Origin of the sequence: Lactobacillus psittaci DSM 15354 (genome assembly GCF_000425905.1) — a bacterium.
Taxonomy (GTDB): domain Bacteria; phylum Bacillota; class Bacilli; order Lactobacillales; family Lactobacillaceae; genus Lactobacillus; species Lactobacillus psittaci.
Window position 1 is genome coordinate 337,677 of record NZ_KE384473.1, and the last position, 16,612, is coordinate 354,288.

Below are 16,612 nucleotides of genomic sequence, written 5' to 3' on the forward strand. Positions count from 1 at the left end.
TGTAACTTTTCTATTTTTTTAAACGTCTTAGCTTCGTAAGTGTGTCTTCAAAAATTTTAGGAACTGGTCGTGAAAATTCTAGCAGTTTTCCAGTTGTAGGTTGTTTAAAGCCTAAAATTTCTGCATGAAGAAATTGACCATTACCTTTTAAAGTCTTTTTTGGTCCATATAAGGGATCTCCTGCTAAGGGATGTCCAATATATTTCATGTGAACTCTGATTTGATGAGTTCTGCCAGTTTCTAACCGACAACTAATCAAGCTATAACCAGGAAATTGTTCTAAAACTTTAAAATGGGTAACTGCATATTTCCCTCCTTCTACGACTGCCATCTTCTTTCGATCTTGGGGATTTCTGGCAATTGGTGCCGTGATGGTACCATTACTTTCTGTAAAATTACCATGGACAATTGCAAGATAAACTCGTTTATTAGTCTTATGTGCAAGTTGGTCTTCAAGACTAGCTCGCGCTTTGGGATTTTTGGCAATCATTAATAAGCCAGAAGTATCCTTATCGATTCTATGGACAATACCAGGACGAAAACCTTCAGGGCTTTGAGCTAATTCTTTTGTGTGAAATAGTAAAGCATTTACTAAAGTATGATCTGGATGCCCAGCAGAGGGATGCACAACCATTCCTTGAGGTTTATTAACTACAATTACATCTTGATCTTCATAAACAATATCTAAAGGAATATTTTCAGCTTCTAGGGATAAAGGTTTTAGTTTAGGTTCATGAACTATAATTTTATCGCCAGCATTGACCTTATAGGAAGATTTTTCGCTTTTTTCGTTGACTAAAACATTACCTTCAGTGATTAATTCTTGAATGCGTGAACGAGAAAGATCAGTTAGTTCTTGAGCCAATACCTTGTCTAAACGACCTTTTTGATCTGAAATAACGATTTCATGATTAGTTGGCATTTTCATTCCCCTTTTTCTTTTGCTCTTGCTCACTATAAAAAATAAGATAAAGCATAATCAAGAAAATTCCAATTGAAATTGCGGAATCAGCAATATTAAAGATGTTGAAATTAATAAAGTCTAATTGAATCATGTCGATTACATATTTGAGGTGCAAACGATCGATAAAATTACCTAAAATACCACCAATCACGAAACTTAATCCTAGGTTAAAAATAATTTTCTTGTATTTTTTGTTAAAGAGATAATATAAGCAGGCTCCTAAAGCAAAGATACTAATCAAATAAAATAACCACATTTGTCCTGTTAAAATATTCCAGGCTGCTCCATAATTGCGAACATAAGTTAATGAAACAATATGCTTAATAACTACAACTTGATTGTTAATAAGATCAGGACTAGAGAAGAGATTTACGACGTAATACTTTAAACTTTGATCACAGATAACGATTAAAAGCGAAATAAGTAAATAAAGTAATTGCATTAGAATAGACCACTAATCTTTCCGTTGTCATCGATATCGATATCAAGAGCAGCCGGATGTTTTGGCAATCCTGGCATATCTAAAATAGAACCAGTGAAGACAACAATAAAGCCAGCACCATTTTTAAGGGCTAAATTTTTAACGTGTAAAATAAAGTCACTAGGAGCCCCTAAAACTTTCTTATCATCACTGAAACTGTATTGAGTTTTGGCAATAATTATTGGTAGCTTATCTTTTCCTAATTTAATTAGGTGCTGTAAAGCTCGCTCAGCTTGTTCACTATATTCAACATCTTTAGCATGGTAGATTTGTTGTGCGACTTTTTGAATTTTAATTTTTAAATCGTCTGTAGAGTTATAAACACGCTTAATTTCACTAGCTTGCTCAGTTAGGGCTACAACTTTTTCACTGGCTTTGATGCCACCTTGAGAACCCAGATTATGATATTGTACTACTTCACTGTCAATTCCTTGATCTTTGATTAAACGTTGTAAAAGTTCAAGTTCAGCATCAGTGTCTGTATCAAATTTGTTAATTAGAACAATTACTGGAACGTTGTAATTGCGCATATTATTCATATGCCGTTCTAAGTTTTTAAATCCTGCTTTTAATGCAGCTAAATTTTCCTGGTGTAGATTTTCAGTACTTTGTTCAGCTTGGTACTTTAATGCTCTAACCGTTGCTACTACTACTACGGCATCTGGAGCCTTTTCAAGTTTGGTTGAGACAAAGTCCATGAACTTTTGACCACCTAAATCACTACCAAAGCCGGCTTCAGTAATCACATAATCACTCATATGTAAGGCTAAATTAGTTGCCATTACAGAATTGGCACCATGTGCAATATTGGCAAATGGGCCTCCGTGAACTAAAGCTGGAGTATGTTCAAGGGTTTGAACTAAGTTAGGTTCTAATGCTTTACCTAATAAAGCTGCGATTGCTCCTTCAAAGTGTAAGTCTTTGACAAAGATTGGATCTCCTGCTTTACTGTAGCCAACTAAAATTTCGCCGATACGGTGCTTTAAATCTTTAATTGAGGTAGCTAAACACAAGATTGCCATTAATTCATTTGCAACAGTAATTGCAAAGCTAGCATCATGTTCAACCCCATTAAATTTACTACCCTTACCAATTGTAATTTTTCTTAAACTACGATCATTTACGTCGAGACCACGTTTAAGCAAAATTTTGTTAGGGTCTAAGTCTAAACTATTGTCTTGATATAGATAATTGTCAACCAAAGCGGCTAAAGTATCAATTGCACTAGTTAATGCATGCATATCACCAGTGAAGTGTAAATTAATATCTTCCATTGGAATAACTTGTGCCATACCACCACCTGTTGCACCACCTTTTAAGCCAAATACAGGCCCCATTGAAGGTTCTCTTAGTGCGATGATGGTTTTCTTGTGAAGTTGATTATTAATAGCATCAGCTAAACCAATAGTCATGGTTGATTTCCCCTCACCTGCTGGGGTTGGACTGATTGAGGTAACTAGGACTAACTTGGCTAAGTGCTTTTCTGTCTTAATTCGGCGGATAGCTGACCATTTTACCTTAGCCTTATCGTTACCATATAACTCTAAATCTTCTTCTTTAAGTCCAATTTTATTAGCAATTTCTTTGATTGGTAATGCTTTAGTTGCTTGAGCGATTTCGATATCTGATTTCATTGGCCTCTACCCTTTCTTGCTAAAAACCATAAAAGTTAGTATATCGTACTTAGAAATTTCAAGTCGATAAATTTTAAAAATCCACCATTGTTTAATATACTTCGGCTTTTGGGATAATTCTTTCTTTTTGCGATAAGGTAACTTTAGAAAACAGGCTTCTTTAGTTTCTTTAACATATGAGGTTAAAGAAGTATAAGTGGCAATTGCTATAAAAGCAAGGCACAAATATACCGCTGGCCAAACAATAACCTTGTTTCCTTCAAAAGCGATAATTAAGCCAATTAATAAAATTAAGGTAAGCCAGCTATAATAAATTAAACCTAATCTTCCTAAAAATATAATGTGTTTTTTCATTTTCCACCTCTTATTACCTAACCTAACTAATTATAGCAAATCCTACAGCTTAAGGGTGAATCTTTAAGTAATTAAAATAGTCAGTTACCTTAAAAAGGTAACTGACTATTTTAATCTAGATATGCATATGGATCAGGATTTTTAGCTCTTGCAGGCATAGTATAGCGTCCAAATAAAATCATCGCATGGTGAGTTTTTATCCACTTGTCTTGGGGTAAGATTTCTTCGAGTCTTTTTTCAATATCATGAGGTTTGGCAGTTTCTGGGACAATTTTAAATTTCTTAGAAATTCTAGCAACATGAGTATCAACAGCAATTGCTGGAATTCCAAATGCTTCTGCTAAAACGACGTTTGCTGTTTTTTCTCCAACACCAGGCAAAGTCATTAATAATTTTTTATCTTTTGGAACTTCACCATTAAAATTATCTACTAACATTTGGGCCATTTCCTTTAAGTGTTTGGCCTTAGAGCGAAAGAGACCGATTTTACTAATGTCAGCTTCTAAGTCTTTGATATCAGCTTTTGCCATATCTTCTGGTGTGGGATAATCTGCAAATAATTTAGGAGTAACACGATTTACCATCTTGTCCGTTGTTTGGGCACTAATTGCAACAGCACAAACTAAATGAAAAACTGAATCCCAATTTAGTTCTCCTTTAGCATCAGGATACATTTTTAAAATGCGATTTAAGACAGTTAAAGCTTCTTGATCAGATAATAATTTTCCTTGCGCTTGTTTTGTTTTTGCCATTATTTTTCTCCCAAGTAAGTTTGAACATCAGTTGGAGTTTTTAAGCCCATTTTTTGCCAATTTAATAAAATACGATCAACATATTTAAAATTATAGACTTGACTAAGAATTGACTCTTTTAAGGCTAATTCAATTACTGCTGGATCATAATGATCAATCTGGAGCCAAGAAGCTATTTCTTCTCTTTCGATTGGACTTAATAATCTACCAAATTCAATTTCAAATTGTCTAACTAACTTATTGAGTGGATTAGTTTCTTCAGCAACAATCTTATCGCTTTTTTCTAAACTGCGTAAAGGATAATTCTTTTCTAGATATTCATCCATTTTATGGTAAAGTCCATTTAAGGAATAGCTGTTACTTATCTTCCCTGTTTGATCGCGTCCCTGCTTTAATTCGAGCATGCCCTTTTCTATTAAGTTTTGTAATAAGGTGGAAATTGCCAAAGCTGACATGTTTGTTTGACTAGCTAAATAATCCTCACTTGGCAAATAATTTCCTGCTTGAGCAGCAGCTTCTAATAACATAATTAGGATAAATTCTTCGTCACTAATTCCTAAATTAACATAATTAGAAATTAAAGTATTACTAATGGTAGTAAAGCCAAACTGGCGGTAATTGTTGAAATTAACCATATTTCCTCCGTTAAAAAAAGTTGAACCCGAAAGTTCAACTTTTTTACTTAAATTAAGGTTCCATTCTGTTAATCATTCTTGGGAATGGAATAGCTTCACGTAAGTGATCTAAGTGACAAATCCAAGTGATGGCTCTTTCAAAACCTAAACCAAATCCAGAGTGAGGAACACTACCGTATCTACGTAAGTCTAAGTACCATTCGTAATTATCAAGGTTTAAGCCGGCTTCTTCGATTTGAGCCTTAAGAACGTCAAAGTTTTCTTCACGTTCACTACCACCAACAATTTCACCATAACCTTCTGGTGCAAGTAAGTCAGCACATAAGTATTCCTTAGGATTTTCAGGATCTTTTTTCATGTAGAATGGCTTAATTGAAGTTGGGTAATTCATGATAAAGACCGGACGATCATATTGTTCTGAAATGTAAGCTTCATCTGGAGCGCCGAAGTCGTCGCCCCACTTGAAGTCACGACCAGCATCTTGTAACATCTTAACGGCATCATCATATTTAAGACGAGTGTAGTTACCTTCTGCAGCTGGACGTAATTTTTCAACATCACGACCCAAGATATTAAGTTCGTATTCGCAATTTTCAATTACGCGCTTAACAAGGTATGAAATATATCTTTCTTGAACGTCTAATGATTCATCTTGGTGAGTCCAAGCCATTTCTGGTTCAATCATCCAAAATTCAGTTAAGTGACGACGAGTCTTTGATTTTTCAGCTCTGAAAGTTGGACCAAAAGTAAATACCTTACCGAATGCTTCAGCACCAACTTCAGCATATAATTGACCTGATTGTGAAAGATATGCGTCATTGTCGAAGTATTCAATATGGAATAATTCAGTAGTTCCTTCTGGAGCTGAATTCATTAAAATAGGTGCATCAAACTTAATGAAGCCTTCCTTTTTGAAGAAGTCATAGGTAGCGTTAATCATTTCGTTACGGATTTGCATAATTGCAAATGGACGACGACTTCTTAACCATAAGTGACGATGATCAAGTAAGAAATCAATTCCGTGTTCCTTGTTACCAATTGGGTAATCTTCAGTATTCGATACTAATTCAAGATCACTAATCTTGATTTCATAACCAAAGTGTGAACGTTCATCTTCATTAATCACACCGGTAATGTAAAAACTTGCTTCTTGACGTAATGACTTAGCTAAATCAAATTTTTCTTCGCTAACGTCTTTCTTTAAAAGTACGCCTTGGAAAAATGCAGTACCATCACGTAATTGCAAGAACATAATCTTACCGCTTGAACGTTTGTCAGTAAGCCAAACATGCATTCTGACTTCTTTACCAACGTATTCAGGCGCTTGTTTAATTGAAATTAAATCTGTCATAAATTAACCCCACCTTAGAAATGTACTATCTAAATCATACCAAAGCTTTAACAAATTATCTAGAGATTATCAATATAGCTTAATTCTTTTCCTTTGTTAAAACTGTAGATGGCATAACCATATTTACCATTAGACTTGATATAAGTAACTTCCCAAACTGCTTCCCCTTTATACCAGCCCAAATTTACTTTATTTATTTTTTGTGCTGGATGCAGTTTAGAGAAATGTTGCAAGATTTTACTCTGAGAATAGCCTTTTTTGGCTAAGAGATAATATGCCTTTTTACTATTAGGCAAATAGATGAAATAACCTCTTTGTCCTTTTTGATTATTTCCAGCGACAGCGTAACTATTGACACCACGATTGAGATGATAATATGTATCAACTGTCTTTAAATTGGATTTGGTTAAAGCGATTTGACGAACTTGCTCTTTTCCAGCAGAAATATTGTGAGCAGCTAGTCCGAAAACTAAATAATAACCCAAAATTACGATACCGATAGTAATAACAGCTCCAATAATCCATTTATAATAACTTCTACGTACATACATGCTTATCTTTCATACCCTCTTTTAATTTTTTCAATTAACTCTGCCCGATTTTTTTGCTCTAGCTTAACGGGTAAAGCATTAATAAATTCTTGACCGTAAGAACTGGACCAAATTCTTTGATCTAAAAGTACAAAAATACCACAATCATTTTCACCGCGGATTAGACGGCCAAGTCCTTGCTTTAATCTAATAATTGCTCTTGGAAGAGCATCAGCTTTGAATATATCTACTCCCATATTCTGTAAACGAGTTTGTCTAAGCTTAACTTCAAGCTGATCTGGTGATTCAAATGGAAGTTTAGTTGCAATAACCAAGTCAATCTTAGTTTTACCGAAATCGACGCCTTCCCAGAAGCTATTTGCTCCAAGAATAATAGCTTGTGTTGCAACGGTGAATCGCTTTGCAATTCGCTCATTTGAACCAGTGATTCCTTGAGCTAGGATTTCAAAATCCTTAAATTCAGGTCGATTAACGATAGCTGAATAAACATCTGAAATAGCATCGAGATTTGTAAATAAAATCAGGACTTTATTTTGAACTTTGATGGCCTTAAGTAAGAAAAGTGGAAGATTTTCTTGATAAGCTGATTCTGCCAAAAATTCAGGCTCTTTTGCATCTTTTAAGGCATAAGCTTGAATTTGTTTAGGCAAGTTAAAATTATAATTACTACAATATTCACTACAAGTGATTTGGTTTAGATTTAAGTTGTTTTTACTAAATGTAAAATCACCATTTGTAGCTAAAGTAGCACTAATAAAAACAATCTTATTAAAGACAGCGTAAATTTTGCTGAGTTGGGTTGCAGGATTTAGTAATAACCAGTTTAAGTTAGTAGATAAAGGATCTGTCGGATCAGTAATAATTAATACGAGTCCAATATTTTCAAATTGAGTTTGATCAGTTACTAAATCACTCAAAATATATGCTTGTTCGGAATAAAAATCCAATTCATCAATTTGTTCATTAAGTTCATTTAATTGAGCTTCTTCTTTAGGTAAAAAACTATCAACTCTTTGATATAAGGCATCAATTATTTGGTTAATAATATTTCGAACTTTTTCAATCTGAACTTGCATCCCTGATAAAAGCTCTAAGAATGTTTTACGATTATTAATAGCATCCTTAGTTAGGGCAATTTCTAACTTATTGTTAGCTAAAAGTTTCTTAGATAGAGCATGATGTCGCTGTTCATATAAATAAGTTTGAATAGCATTGATTGAATGAACCATTTCGGTAATTTCTGGGTCGGCTTTATCAATTAAATCTTTAATTTGGCTGTCTTCTTTATAGTGAGAATAAAAATTATCTTCAGCATATAAAAGCATATTTCTTAAATGACTTAGCATGCCCCAGAAGGATTCAAACTGCAAACTATTATTGTACGAATTCATAACAATATCACTGAAACGATGAGCTTCATCAATTATTAAATAAGGATTTTGTCCCCAAATTGAATCTTGATAGTGATTGGCTAAGTATGCCTGATTGGTGACTAAAATTTCCGCTTGTTCTTGACGAAAGCGGGCTAAGTTCCAAAAATCATATTCAGCAAATTCAGTCCCAACTCTTGCATCCCCTGGGTGTTGAATTTGATCAAAGTATGGTGCAGCAAAGTTAGTTGTTTTTAGTTCATCTAAGTCTCCAGTTTCAGTTTCAGTCAGCCAGATTAATATTCCCATTTTTAGATTTAGGGTTTCTTGGTTATCTGTTTTTTGCATTAAACTATGATAAAACCCATCTAAGTCAAGATAATGTCGACTAGATTTAACTACTTGATATGGTAAATCTAGTCCGCTTACCTTCATAGCCTGCGGAATTTCTTGTTGAATAAGTTGTTCTTGTAAAATCGTTGTTGGCGTTGCAATAACTAATTTTCTGCCTGCAAACAATTCGTATAATGAACTAAATAAGTAAGCAAAACTCTTCCCTGTTCCCCCCGGAGCTTCAGCTATCAAGGCACGTTTGTTAGATTTGAAAAATTGATGTAAATGATTGATTAAATCTACCTGTCCGACGCGATAAGCAATTTTATCTTTAAAGAGTTCTTTTTTCGCATTATTTGTTTCTGGAAAGACTAAGTCTTGGTAATTTTTATTAGTTAAAAGCTTATTTTGCTTACGCAAGACTAAAGTTCTAACTTGAAGATATTCCTTACCTAATGGTCTTTTTTCTTGGCGAGCAACATCTGCAATTTCTTTAAAGACAAACTGGGTATCTCGTAATAACGATTTACTTAAAGCTGTTAAATTGTTCAAAGTTGACTGCGGCAATTGCTCCAATTTATTAAAAATTTTCAAAAGTAAACTTGCTGTAGCATATGCATCTGAATCAGCTTTATGTGGATTGGTATGCTCTAATTTCAAAGAGTTGGTTAAATCAGTTAAACGATATGATGGCAAAGTTGGAAAAGTTATTTTAGCAAGTTCAACCGTATCAATTGCCCGATTCTTGAGTGGCTTAAAGCCATTGGCGACAAGTTCATTATTTAAAAAAGGCAAATCAAAGTTGATATTATGTGCCACAAAGATTGTGTCTTTTAGAATATCTTCAATTTGATTAGCAAACTCTTTAAATTCTGGCTGATTGTCAACCATTTCGTTATTAATTCTAGTTAGATTTTGAACAGGTAACGGAATTTGTGTCTTAGGATTAATCAAAAAGGAGTATGTTTTTGTGATTTTTAGGTTTTTGATAATGGCACATCCGAATTGAATGATATGATCTTGTCCTCTCTTGGTCCCGGTAGTTTCTAAATCAACTACCGCAAAGACCTGATCCGCAAATGCAGCCATATAAAACTCCTTCCCTCTTATGATGATCTTGTTTTATTTATCTATTCTATCTTAACAAGCTTTTTAGCATTTAGCAGTACTAAGTATTTTTCTTTTACTTTTTGACCGCCTAACTCATTTAATGCTCGTTCGTATAGTCGTAACTGGCCAGTGTATTTTTCTTTGATTTTGGCAATAGCTAAGTCTTGATTATTTGAATCAACATAATCTGTTTTATAGTCAAATAAAATAATACCATCTTTATCAAGATAATAACCATCAATTGTCCCATGAACTAAGATTTTTGCATCAGGATCTGAGAAGTTCTTAAACAAAATATCAGCTTTTAACAGACTTGAAAAAGAAATTTCGCGCTTTAAGTTATTAGGCTTTTCCCAGAACTTTTTAGCAAAATCACTATGTACGAACCATTCAATTTCAGCTAAATCCACTTCTTTTGCTAAATCTGCACTTAATCTTTGTTCTTGAATTAGTTGATCAATTTCTTTCTTTAAGCTTTCACTGTCACCAGCGCCTTGATAATCATAATACTGCAATATTAAGTGAGTTGCCGTCCCGATTTCAGCCCCAGTATACTTACTCTTATATAAAAAGGTTGGACTGGTATCGATAGCCTGTAAGTATCGATTTGCTGACTTAATATAATGTGAATTTTCAAGTTCAGTTTCGTCTGGGTCTGGGTTATTAAAGGCCTTTTTTAATTCGGATACAGCTTGATAAGCTGTGGTCTTAGTTGCATCTTCAAATGGGTATTTCCAGTCATATAGCTTTTTAATGCTTTCAGTTAAAAAGGTTGGATTGCTTTTTTCGATTGCATTTTCTTCTTCTGAAGCAAGATGCGGCAATTTCCCAGTAGCTGAAATTAAGATAAAATCACTAGCTTCATCAAGTTCTTGACTAATATCGGCAATCTTTTGCTTTGCAACTCTATCCAAATGTAAACTTGGTGCAATTAAATCTAAGGCATTGTTGGCATTAATCTTCGTATTTAAGGCTAATTTACCGTTTATCATGCTAAGTTGCCACTTTTGTATGTCTTTATCCCAGTCTTTAATATTAGTAGTCATGATTAATTTTTGTCTTGCACGCGTTAAAGCCACATACATAATTCTGCTTTCTTCTTCAATCAAACTCCGTTTTTTCTGCACTTCCCCAAAGGCTCTAACTAAGGAGTCTGCACGGTATTTCCCCATATTGACTGTTAAACCACAATTATTGTTAAAGATAATGTAATTAGCAGATAGTTCACTCTTTTGAAAACGGTGCTCAAGACCAAAGTAAAAGACTATAGGAAATTCTAGCCCTTTAGAGGCATGAATTGTCATAAGTTGTACACTATTTTCTGCTTCATTACTAAGTAATGGCTGTGCTAAGTCTTTTTGATTCTTACGCATGCGGTTAATAAAGTTGATGAATTGATACAAGCCCTTAAAGCCTGCACTTTCGTAAGAATTAGCTCTTTCATAGAGATTTTCCAAATTAACGCGTCGTTGCTGTCCATTTGGTAAACTCGTGACAATTTCTAATAAGCTTGTTTGTTCAAAAATACTCCAGATTAATTCAGATAAACGATGGTTTGTCGCAAATTCTCTAAGTTTTCCTAGCTGATTTAAAAATTTTTTGATTGATTTAGCTAAATCGTCGTTTAAGCTTAAGTAATTCAACAAAGCTTGATAGAAACTGGCATTAGGGCTATTGATGCGAATTTTAGCAAGATCAGGCTCTTTAAAATTAAATAAAGGTGAACGCAAAACCGCAACAAGAGGGATGTCTTGATCAGGATTATCAATTATTTTTAGAAAATTCATAATTACAGTTAATTCGAAAGTTTGAAAATAATTGGCAACATCCCCAACAAATAATGGAATTTTGTTGTCACTAAAGGCCTTCAATAAATCTAAGTTCTGACTACGGCTTCTAGTTAAAATAACAATATCTGAATATTTAATTGGTCTCTTTTGTCCTAGTTTTACATCAAAAATTTCTGTTTTTGCCTTAATTAATTGCTTGATTCGATCAATTACCACTTGAATTTGACTACTATCATCGTCGTTATCCAAGTGATAAATAAATTCAGTTGAGCTTGCTAAACTTTGCGGATAATAACTTGCTCCAAATTTAAGCTGGGCTTGGTCCTGATAGTCAATTCCACCAAAATCAGTAGTCATTAATGGATTAAAGATTTGGTTAACAGTTTTTGTAACTGCCTTAGTTGATCGGAAGTTATCTGCCAAAACAATCGATTGTGCACTGGGATTATGACTATATTCATAATATTTTTGTAAAAACAGACTTGGATCCGCTTGTCGGAAACCATAAATTGACTGTTTAACATCCCCCACCATAAATAGTGAATTTTGCCCTTTGGCTGAGATTTGTCCAATTAAGCTCTCTTGTAATGCATTAGTATCTTGATATTCGTCGACTAAAATCTCTTTAAAATGATTTTGATAATATCTTTTGGCTAAATGACCAGCTGAAGTATCAGTTGTTAAAATCTGATAGGCTAATTGCTCCATATCGCTATAGTCTAAAAGATTTTGAGCTCGTTTTAATTGATTGAACTGTTTGATAAATTCTAATTCAGCCGTTGCTGCTGCTTGCATCAATTTACCAGCTTTTTTCATAACCTGGGTTTGATCATCATTATCCAAAACGAAAAATTTAGCATAAAGATCAGCTATTTGTTCTTTAAGATTCTTTTTAACAGTTTGCGCAATTTGATAATTTTCAATCACATTTTCATCCCACTTGGATGATTTGCGATAACTACCGGTGAACTGCAAGTCATGCAGTGTAGCTCGTAATTGGTTGAAATTCGCTTCTTTTAGCTTCTGAATTGTTAGTCTAAGCTTTTGATCGAAAGCTTGAAAATCAGCTAGAACTTTTTCTAGTTCTGTTGCTTGTAATTCGTGGTCACAAAGTTGCTGAATTTGAACGTGCATTTCATTAAATACTTGTTCAAGATATGGAGTGATATATTGTCTAAAAAATGGGGTTTGTGTTAAATCAGAACTTGTTTCATAGTCTTGTGCTAAGTTTTTTAACCATTTATCGTATTCAGGACGGGCCATGGCATAATTATAAAGCTCAAAGATTAATTCTCTGGCCCCTTGTGCATCGCGATCACCACTAAAATTATTATATAAATTAATCAAGTCTTGGTTAGATTCAGTAAAGGCAGTCTTTTCAACTTCTTTTAGGGCCTTTTCTTTTAAAAGCATGCTTTGAGTTTCATCTGTTAAAACACTAAAAGATGGGTCTAAACCAATAACATAGTAGAACCTTCTAACGACATCTAAGCAAAAAGAGTCAATTGTTGAAATGTTACTAGTTTCAACCTTAATTAATTCTTGCCGTAATGAAATGTTCTGGGGCTTTTTTTGAATTTCAGATCTTAAAACCTTTTGAATTCGCTCCTTCATTTCTGTTGCTGCAGCTTTAGTAAATGTAATAACTAACAGTTCATCTAAACTAGTACCATTTTTGATAAGATTTAAAACCCGTTCAACTAAAACCATCGTTTTCCCAGATCCAGCTGAAGCTGAGACTAGTAGGTTTTTGCCAACTTCGCTAATTGCTGCATTTTGCTCTTGGGTATAGTTAACCATTATTGTCTTCCTTTTCTAGAATAGATTTGATGTAATCAAGAAACTCTTTTTTGTTCATACTATCAATGAGTTTATATTGATTATTAATTAACTTATTATCAAAGAAGAAGATATCTTGATAATCCGAATACTGTAGACCGGTTTGGTTTTCATACTTAAATGGATTTAAAGCAATTTGTCCCGAAAGGATTTCCTTCCCTGCCTTTTTGATTAGATATTCATTATATTTTAAAACAAGCTGCAATTCATCAAGGGTAAAAGCACTATTTTTAGGAAGTGACATGCTTAAATCTTTTTTGGTTTTGACAGATTTATAAAGTTCGCTACTATTTTGATCTTCTAAAAGTGGCTCTGCTGTTTTTAGAAGAATATCATCGTTTACCATTAGGCCGTTGTACATAAGCTTAGGCTTAGCGTCTAATAAGTTAGTTTTTAATTTAAAATTTTTATCAATGGCTTTAGCTGAATTAATCCGTTCAACGTTTTTGGTAATTGTTTGGTAAAAGGCCCCTAAAAGCTGTAATCTCGCTCCTTGAGTAAAGAATTGAGCATTTTTAGCTAAGACATCAAGGTAAGAAACCATTTGTAAGCTGATACCATTTGCAAATAAGGCCAAATCAAAACTCTTGCTTGAAGATTTATAGTCAATAACTTGACCAATTGTGCCAATTTCGGTCTTAGCAAGGTCAACCCGGTCAATCTTGCCCCGTAAGTTTATTTCTTTACCATCCTTTAATTTAAAGTCTAAACCTTTTACTGGACTAGTAAGTCCGAAACTAAGTTCAGAATACTTGGGCTTTAAAGGTGTCTTTTTGAGATTAGCTTGCCAGTTGAAAGCTACTTTATCAGTGGTCCTATCTAAACTCGTGAATAAATAGCGATTAAATGGATCAGTTAGAAGTTGTTCATAATTCCCTTCATCCATCATTTGTTTCCGGACAGCTTTAAGATATGATTTTAATTCACTTTGATTAATTTCACCTAAGTCTACTTGTTTTTGAGCTAAGAGCTTAACTAAATAATCAAAAGTTTGATGGAAGTAATTACCAGCTTGGATAACATCAAGTTCATTTTCATAACGTTTGCGTAATTTTAAGCCATAAATTAAGAAATATTCTAATGAGTTTTGGTAGTAAGTTTCTAATTGCGAAACTGACGAATTTAAGTTGCTTCCATAAAGTTTTTCAGCTAATGGGCTCCCTAATGAAATTGGATTATTATCGAAGTTTTGTCCCTCAAGTACTTGCTTTGCCTTATTAGGGATGCGCTCTTTTGTTAAACTGATTAGCTCTTTTTGGTTAGCCAAGTCTTGTGCAAAAGTTAAATAGCCTAAACTCGCACTTGGCGTCGTAATAAATGATAATAAGTTGTTACCATCAGCATTTGGTAGATCATTTTGGATAAATTCATTTGCCCCAAATTCTAACAAACGTCTGTAATAATGGGATGGCTGAATCATTTCATTACTAGTATTTAAAACTGGATAAGTTACATAAATATGATCACTAGCTAAAGCCAAAGCATTACCGAATTGGTAATCTTGATCTAGATTGGAGAGTATTTGATGGTCTTCTAGGTAGTGTTCCCCATCACTTTTTGAGTTAATCTGGGCCAAATTTTCACTTGTTAAAAAGCCAGGTTGATTACTTATTTGAGGTAAATTAGAGCTAGTTGCACCGATAATAAATACTTGCTTGTAATTTGCCAGTTGTGCAATTCCCATTTCTGATAGGTTAACAGCGTCCAGTGTTGATGGAATTTGCGCAAAATTGGCTTCCTTAAAGCCAGTTGTCAAAATAGTAAAAAATTCGTCTAAATCAAAATTATCAGGATTTATTTGTAAGTAATCTTTCAAAAGCTTAAGTAAGGTATCCCAAACTTGCTTAGGTTCTTGACTAGCCTGCAAGTCACTATTATCAATAGCTTTTTGACGCCAAGCTTCTAAGACTTTGCTGACGCCATTTTTCACTAAGAAATCGAATAAGATTGTAATTGCCTTTTGTGAATCAGTTTCACTTTTTAAAACTTTAAATAACTTTTCTAAACGATTGATGATATATGCTCTTAGTTTTTCTAAACGGGCGATAATTTCTTCTTTTTGGTCAATTCGAATTACTTTATTTTTGACAAAAGAAGTTAATGGCCGTTGCCAGAGACTATAATTAATTCCATGTGCTAAGGCAAAATTTTCTAAAAGATCAATATCATAACTAAAAGCAGATTCATCTGAATAAAAGTCAGGAATTAATAACTTAGTTTTTAAGATTGCAAATAAACCGGTAGTTTCTATCCCTGTTTTAGCAAAATCAGCTAAATTTTCGAGTAAGATGACTAGCGGATGATACTTCATTTCTTTTTGTAAGTCATTAAAAAATGGTATCTGATTTTGACGCAAAATTGGGCCTAAATAAGTTTCATATTCATGTAAATTCGGTGCTAAGACTAAAAAGTCGCGATAACGATACTTCTTTAAAGCTACTTGTTGATATATTGTTCTAGCAACAAAATAAGCTTCATCATAACGAGAGTCAGCCTTGACTAACTGGATAAAATCTTTAACTTTGTCATTGCTTTCAGCAGGCAATTCTTCTGTCCATAATGCATTAAGGTATGTTTTTTGCGTTTGAGGGCTAGGCAAAAGTTCATATTCACATTTTAATCCTGCTTTTTCAAAATAAGTTTTTAGATCAGAAATTGTTTTTTGAACGACATAGTCATAGTCCCCTGCTTGACTAGGACTGATTTGACCATTCTTGGTAGCAAAAGCCCATGTCACATTTCCTGCTCTCTTTGCTAAGAGCTTACAAGTAAGAATTTCTTGAATTGAAAAATGTGAGAAGTCAACAAAGAAGAAATTTTTCTGACTTAAATCAATTTCTGCTAGCTTTTCATTAAGTTTTAGTTCTAAATCGTCTTTAGTCATAAAGTGATTTAAGATGGCTGCCTCATAAGCTGATTTGATAATGTCTAAGTCATGAACTTTGTTTTTAGTTTCTTCGTCTATATCTTCATCAATTTCTTCAAGATCGACACCAGATTTTCTTAGTTCAAGAATAGTTGTATAAATTTGCTTGATTAAACCAGAATTTTTACCTAGATGCTTAAAAAGAATTAATTCATCACTTTTTTCTTTGACAATTTTTGCTAAAAGCATGGTACTAGCTGCATCATCAATTACCGGATTCATTAATTCAAGCTCGTTTTGTAAAAAGTACCAAGCTAGACGTGAAAAAGAAAGGATGTGTAACTTTTCTACGGCAGTTTCTTGTTTCTGTCTTAATCTTGCTAAACTATTTATAGATTCAACTTCTGTGGTAAACTTAATATGATTTGGAACAATAATAAATGTTTCTCTATCTGAGTTTTTGGCAAAAGCTTCTGTTGCCAACTTAATAATTTTTTCGTGTAATGGCGCTGGTTGACGCCCAGTAATAATTTTAATCATAAATGAACTCCTTATTTTTTTATTTTAGCATAGGAAGTTCTA

Annotated in this window: 11 protein-coding genes; all 11 read right to left on the reverse strand. The window is 33.6% G+C overall.

Going from position 1 to position 16,612, the window contains the following annotated elements; all coding sequences use genetic code 11:
• Positions 1-10: 10 nt before the first annotated feature.
• Positions 11-928 carry an RluA family pseudouridine synthase gene (locus tag H628_RS0105725; protein ID WP_420835717.1) on the reverse strand — a complete coding sequence of 306 codons (918 nt, stop codon included), beginning with the start codon at positions 926-928 and terminating at the stop codon, positions 11-13.
• Positions 912-1,406, reverse strand: coding sequence for a signal peptidase II (gene lspA, locus H628_RS0105730; protein ID WP_027825593.1), 495 nt, complete (start codon positions 1,404-1,406; stop codon positions 912-914). The genes H628_RS0105725 and lspA overlap by 17 nt, the downstream gene beginning before the upstream one ends.
• Entirely contained in the window at positions 1,406-3,079 is a 1,674-nt protein-coding gene (locus H628_RS0105735; protein WP_027825594.1) for a formate--tetrahydrofolate ligase, read from the reverse strand. The genes lspA and H628_RS0105735 overlap by 1 nt, the downstream gene beginning before the upstream one ends.
• A 6-nt stretch (positions 3,080-3,085) precedes the next feature.
• On the reverse strand, positions 3,086-3,433 hold the full coding sequence (locus H628_RS0105740) for a hypothetical protein (protein WP_027825595.1): 348 nt from the start codon (positions 3,431-3,433) through the stop codon (positions 3,086-3,088).
• A 110-nt stretch (positions 3,434-3,543) separates the two neighbouring features.
• Positions 3,544-4,185 (reverse strand): endonuclease III, encoded by a 642-nt coding sequence (gene nth / locus H628_RS0105745; protein ID WP_027825596.1) that lies wholly within the window; start codon positions 4,183-4,185, stop codon positions 3,544-3,546.
• Positions 4,185-4,820 (reverse strand): DnaD domain protein, encoded by a 636-nt coding sequence (locus tag H628_RS0105750; protein ID WP_027825597.1) that lies wholly within the window; start codon positions 4,818-4,820, stop codon positions 4,185-4,187. Before H628_RS0105750 ends, nth begins: the two co-directional genes overlap by 1 nt.
• A gap of 52 nt (positions 4,821-4,872) precedes the next feature.
• Positions 4,873-6,171, reverse strand: coding sequence for an asparagine--tRNA ligase (gene asnS / locus H628_RS0105755; RefSeq protein WP_027825598.1), 1,299 nt, complete (start codon positions 6,169-6,171; stop codon positions 4,873-4,875).
• A gap of 59 nt (positions 6,172-6,230) precedes the next feature.
• Positions 6,231-6,722, reverse strand: coding sequence for a hypothetical protein (locus H628_RS0105760; protein ID WP_027825599.1), 492 nt, complete (start codon positions 6,720-6,722; stop codon positions 6,231-6,233).
• A 2-nt stretch (positions 6,723-6,724) separates the two neighbouring features.
• Positions 6,725-9,514: a helicase C-terminal domain-containing protein gene (locus H628_RS0105765; RefSeq protein ID WP_027825600.1), complete on the reverse strand. Its 2,790-nt coding sequence runs from the start codon at positions 9,512-9,514 to the stop codon at positions 6,725-6,727.
• 41 nt (positions 9,515-9,555) lie between these two features.
• Positions 9,556-13,125 (reverse strand): helicase-exonuclease AddAB subunit AddA, encoded by a 3,570-nt coding sequence (gene addA / locus H628_RS0105770; RefSeq protein ID WP_027825601.1) that lies wholly within the window; start codon positions 13,123-13,125, stop codon positions 9,556-9,558.
• Entirely contained in the window at positions 13,118-16,570 is a 3,453-nt protein-coding gene (locus H628_RS0105775) for a PD-(D/E)XK nuclease family protein (RefSeq protein WP_027825602.1), read from the reverse strand. Before H628_RS0105775 ends, addA begins: the two co-directional genes overlap by 8 nt.
• Between the last annotated feature and the right edge of the window lie 42 nt (positions 16,571-16,612).

What these genes read in the sequence shown, in the direction of transcription:
- H628_RS0105725 (WP_420835717.1), bottom strand. Translation starts at nt 928, where the DNA reads ATGAAAATGCCAACTAATCATGAAATCGTTATTTCAGATCAAAAAGGT.
- lspA (WP_027825593.1), bottom strand. Translation starts at nt 1,406, where the DNA reads ATGCAATTACTTTATTTACTTATTTCGCTTTTAATCGTTATCTGTGAT.
- H628_RS0105735 (WP_027825594.1), bottom strand. Translation starts at nt 3,079, where the DNA reads ATGAAATCAGATATCGAAATCGCTCAAGCAACTAAAGCATTACCAATC.
- H628_RS0105740 (WP_027825595.1), bottom strand. Translation starts at nt 3,433, where the DNA reads ATGAAAAAACACATTATATTTTTAGGAAGATTAGGTTTAATTTATTAT.
- nth (WP_027825596.1), bottom strand. Translation starts at nt 4,185, where the DNA reads ATGGCAAAAACAAAACAAGCGCAAGGAAAATTATTATCTGATCAAGAA.
- H628_RS0105750 (WP_027825597.1), bottom strand. Translation starts at nt 4,820, where the DNA reads ATGGTTAATTTCAACAATTACCGCCAGTTTGGCTTTACTACCATTAGT.
- asnS (WP_027825598.1), bottom strand. Translation starts at nt 6,171, where the DNA reads ATGACAGATTTAATTTCAATTAAACAAGCGCCTGAATACGTTGGTAAA.
- H628_RS0105760 (WP_027825599.1), bottom strand. Translation starts at nt 6,722, where the DNA reads ATGTATGTACGTAGAAGTTATTATAAATGGATTATTGGAGCTGTTATT.
- H628_RS0105765 (WP_027825600.1), bottom strand. Translation starts at nt 9,514, where the DNA reads ATGGCTGCATTTGCGGATCAGGTCTTTGCGGTAGTTGATTTAGAAACT.
- addA (WP_027825601.1), bottom strand. Translation starts at nt 13,125, where the DNA reads ATGGTTAACTATACCCAAGAGCAAAATGCAGCAATTAGCGAAGTTGGC.
- H628_RS0105775 (WP_027825602.1), bottom strand. Translation starts at nt 16,570, where the DNA reads ATGATTAAAATTATTACTGGGCGTCAACCAGCGCCATTACACGAAAAA.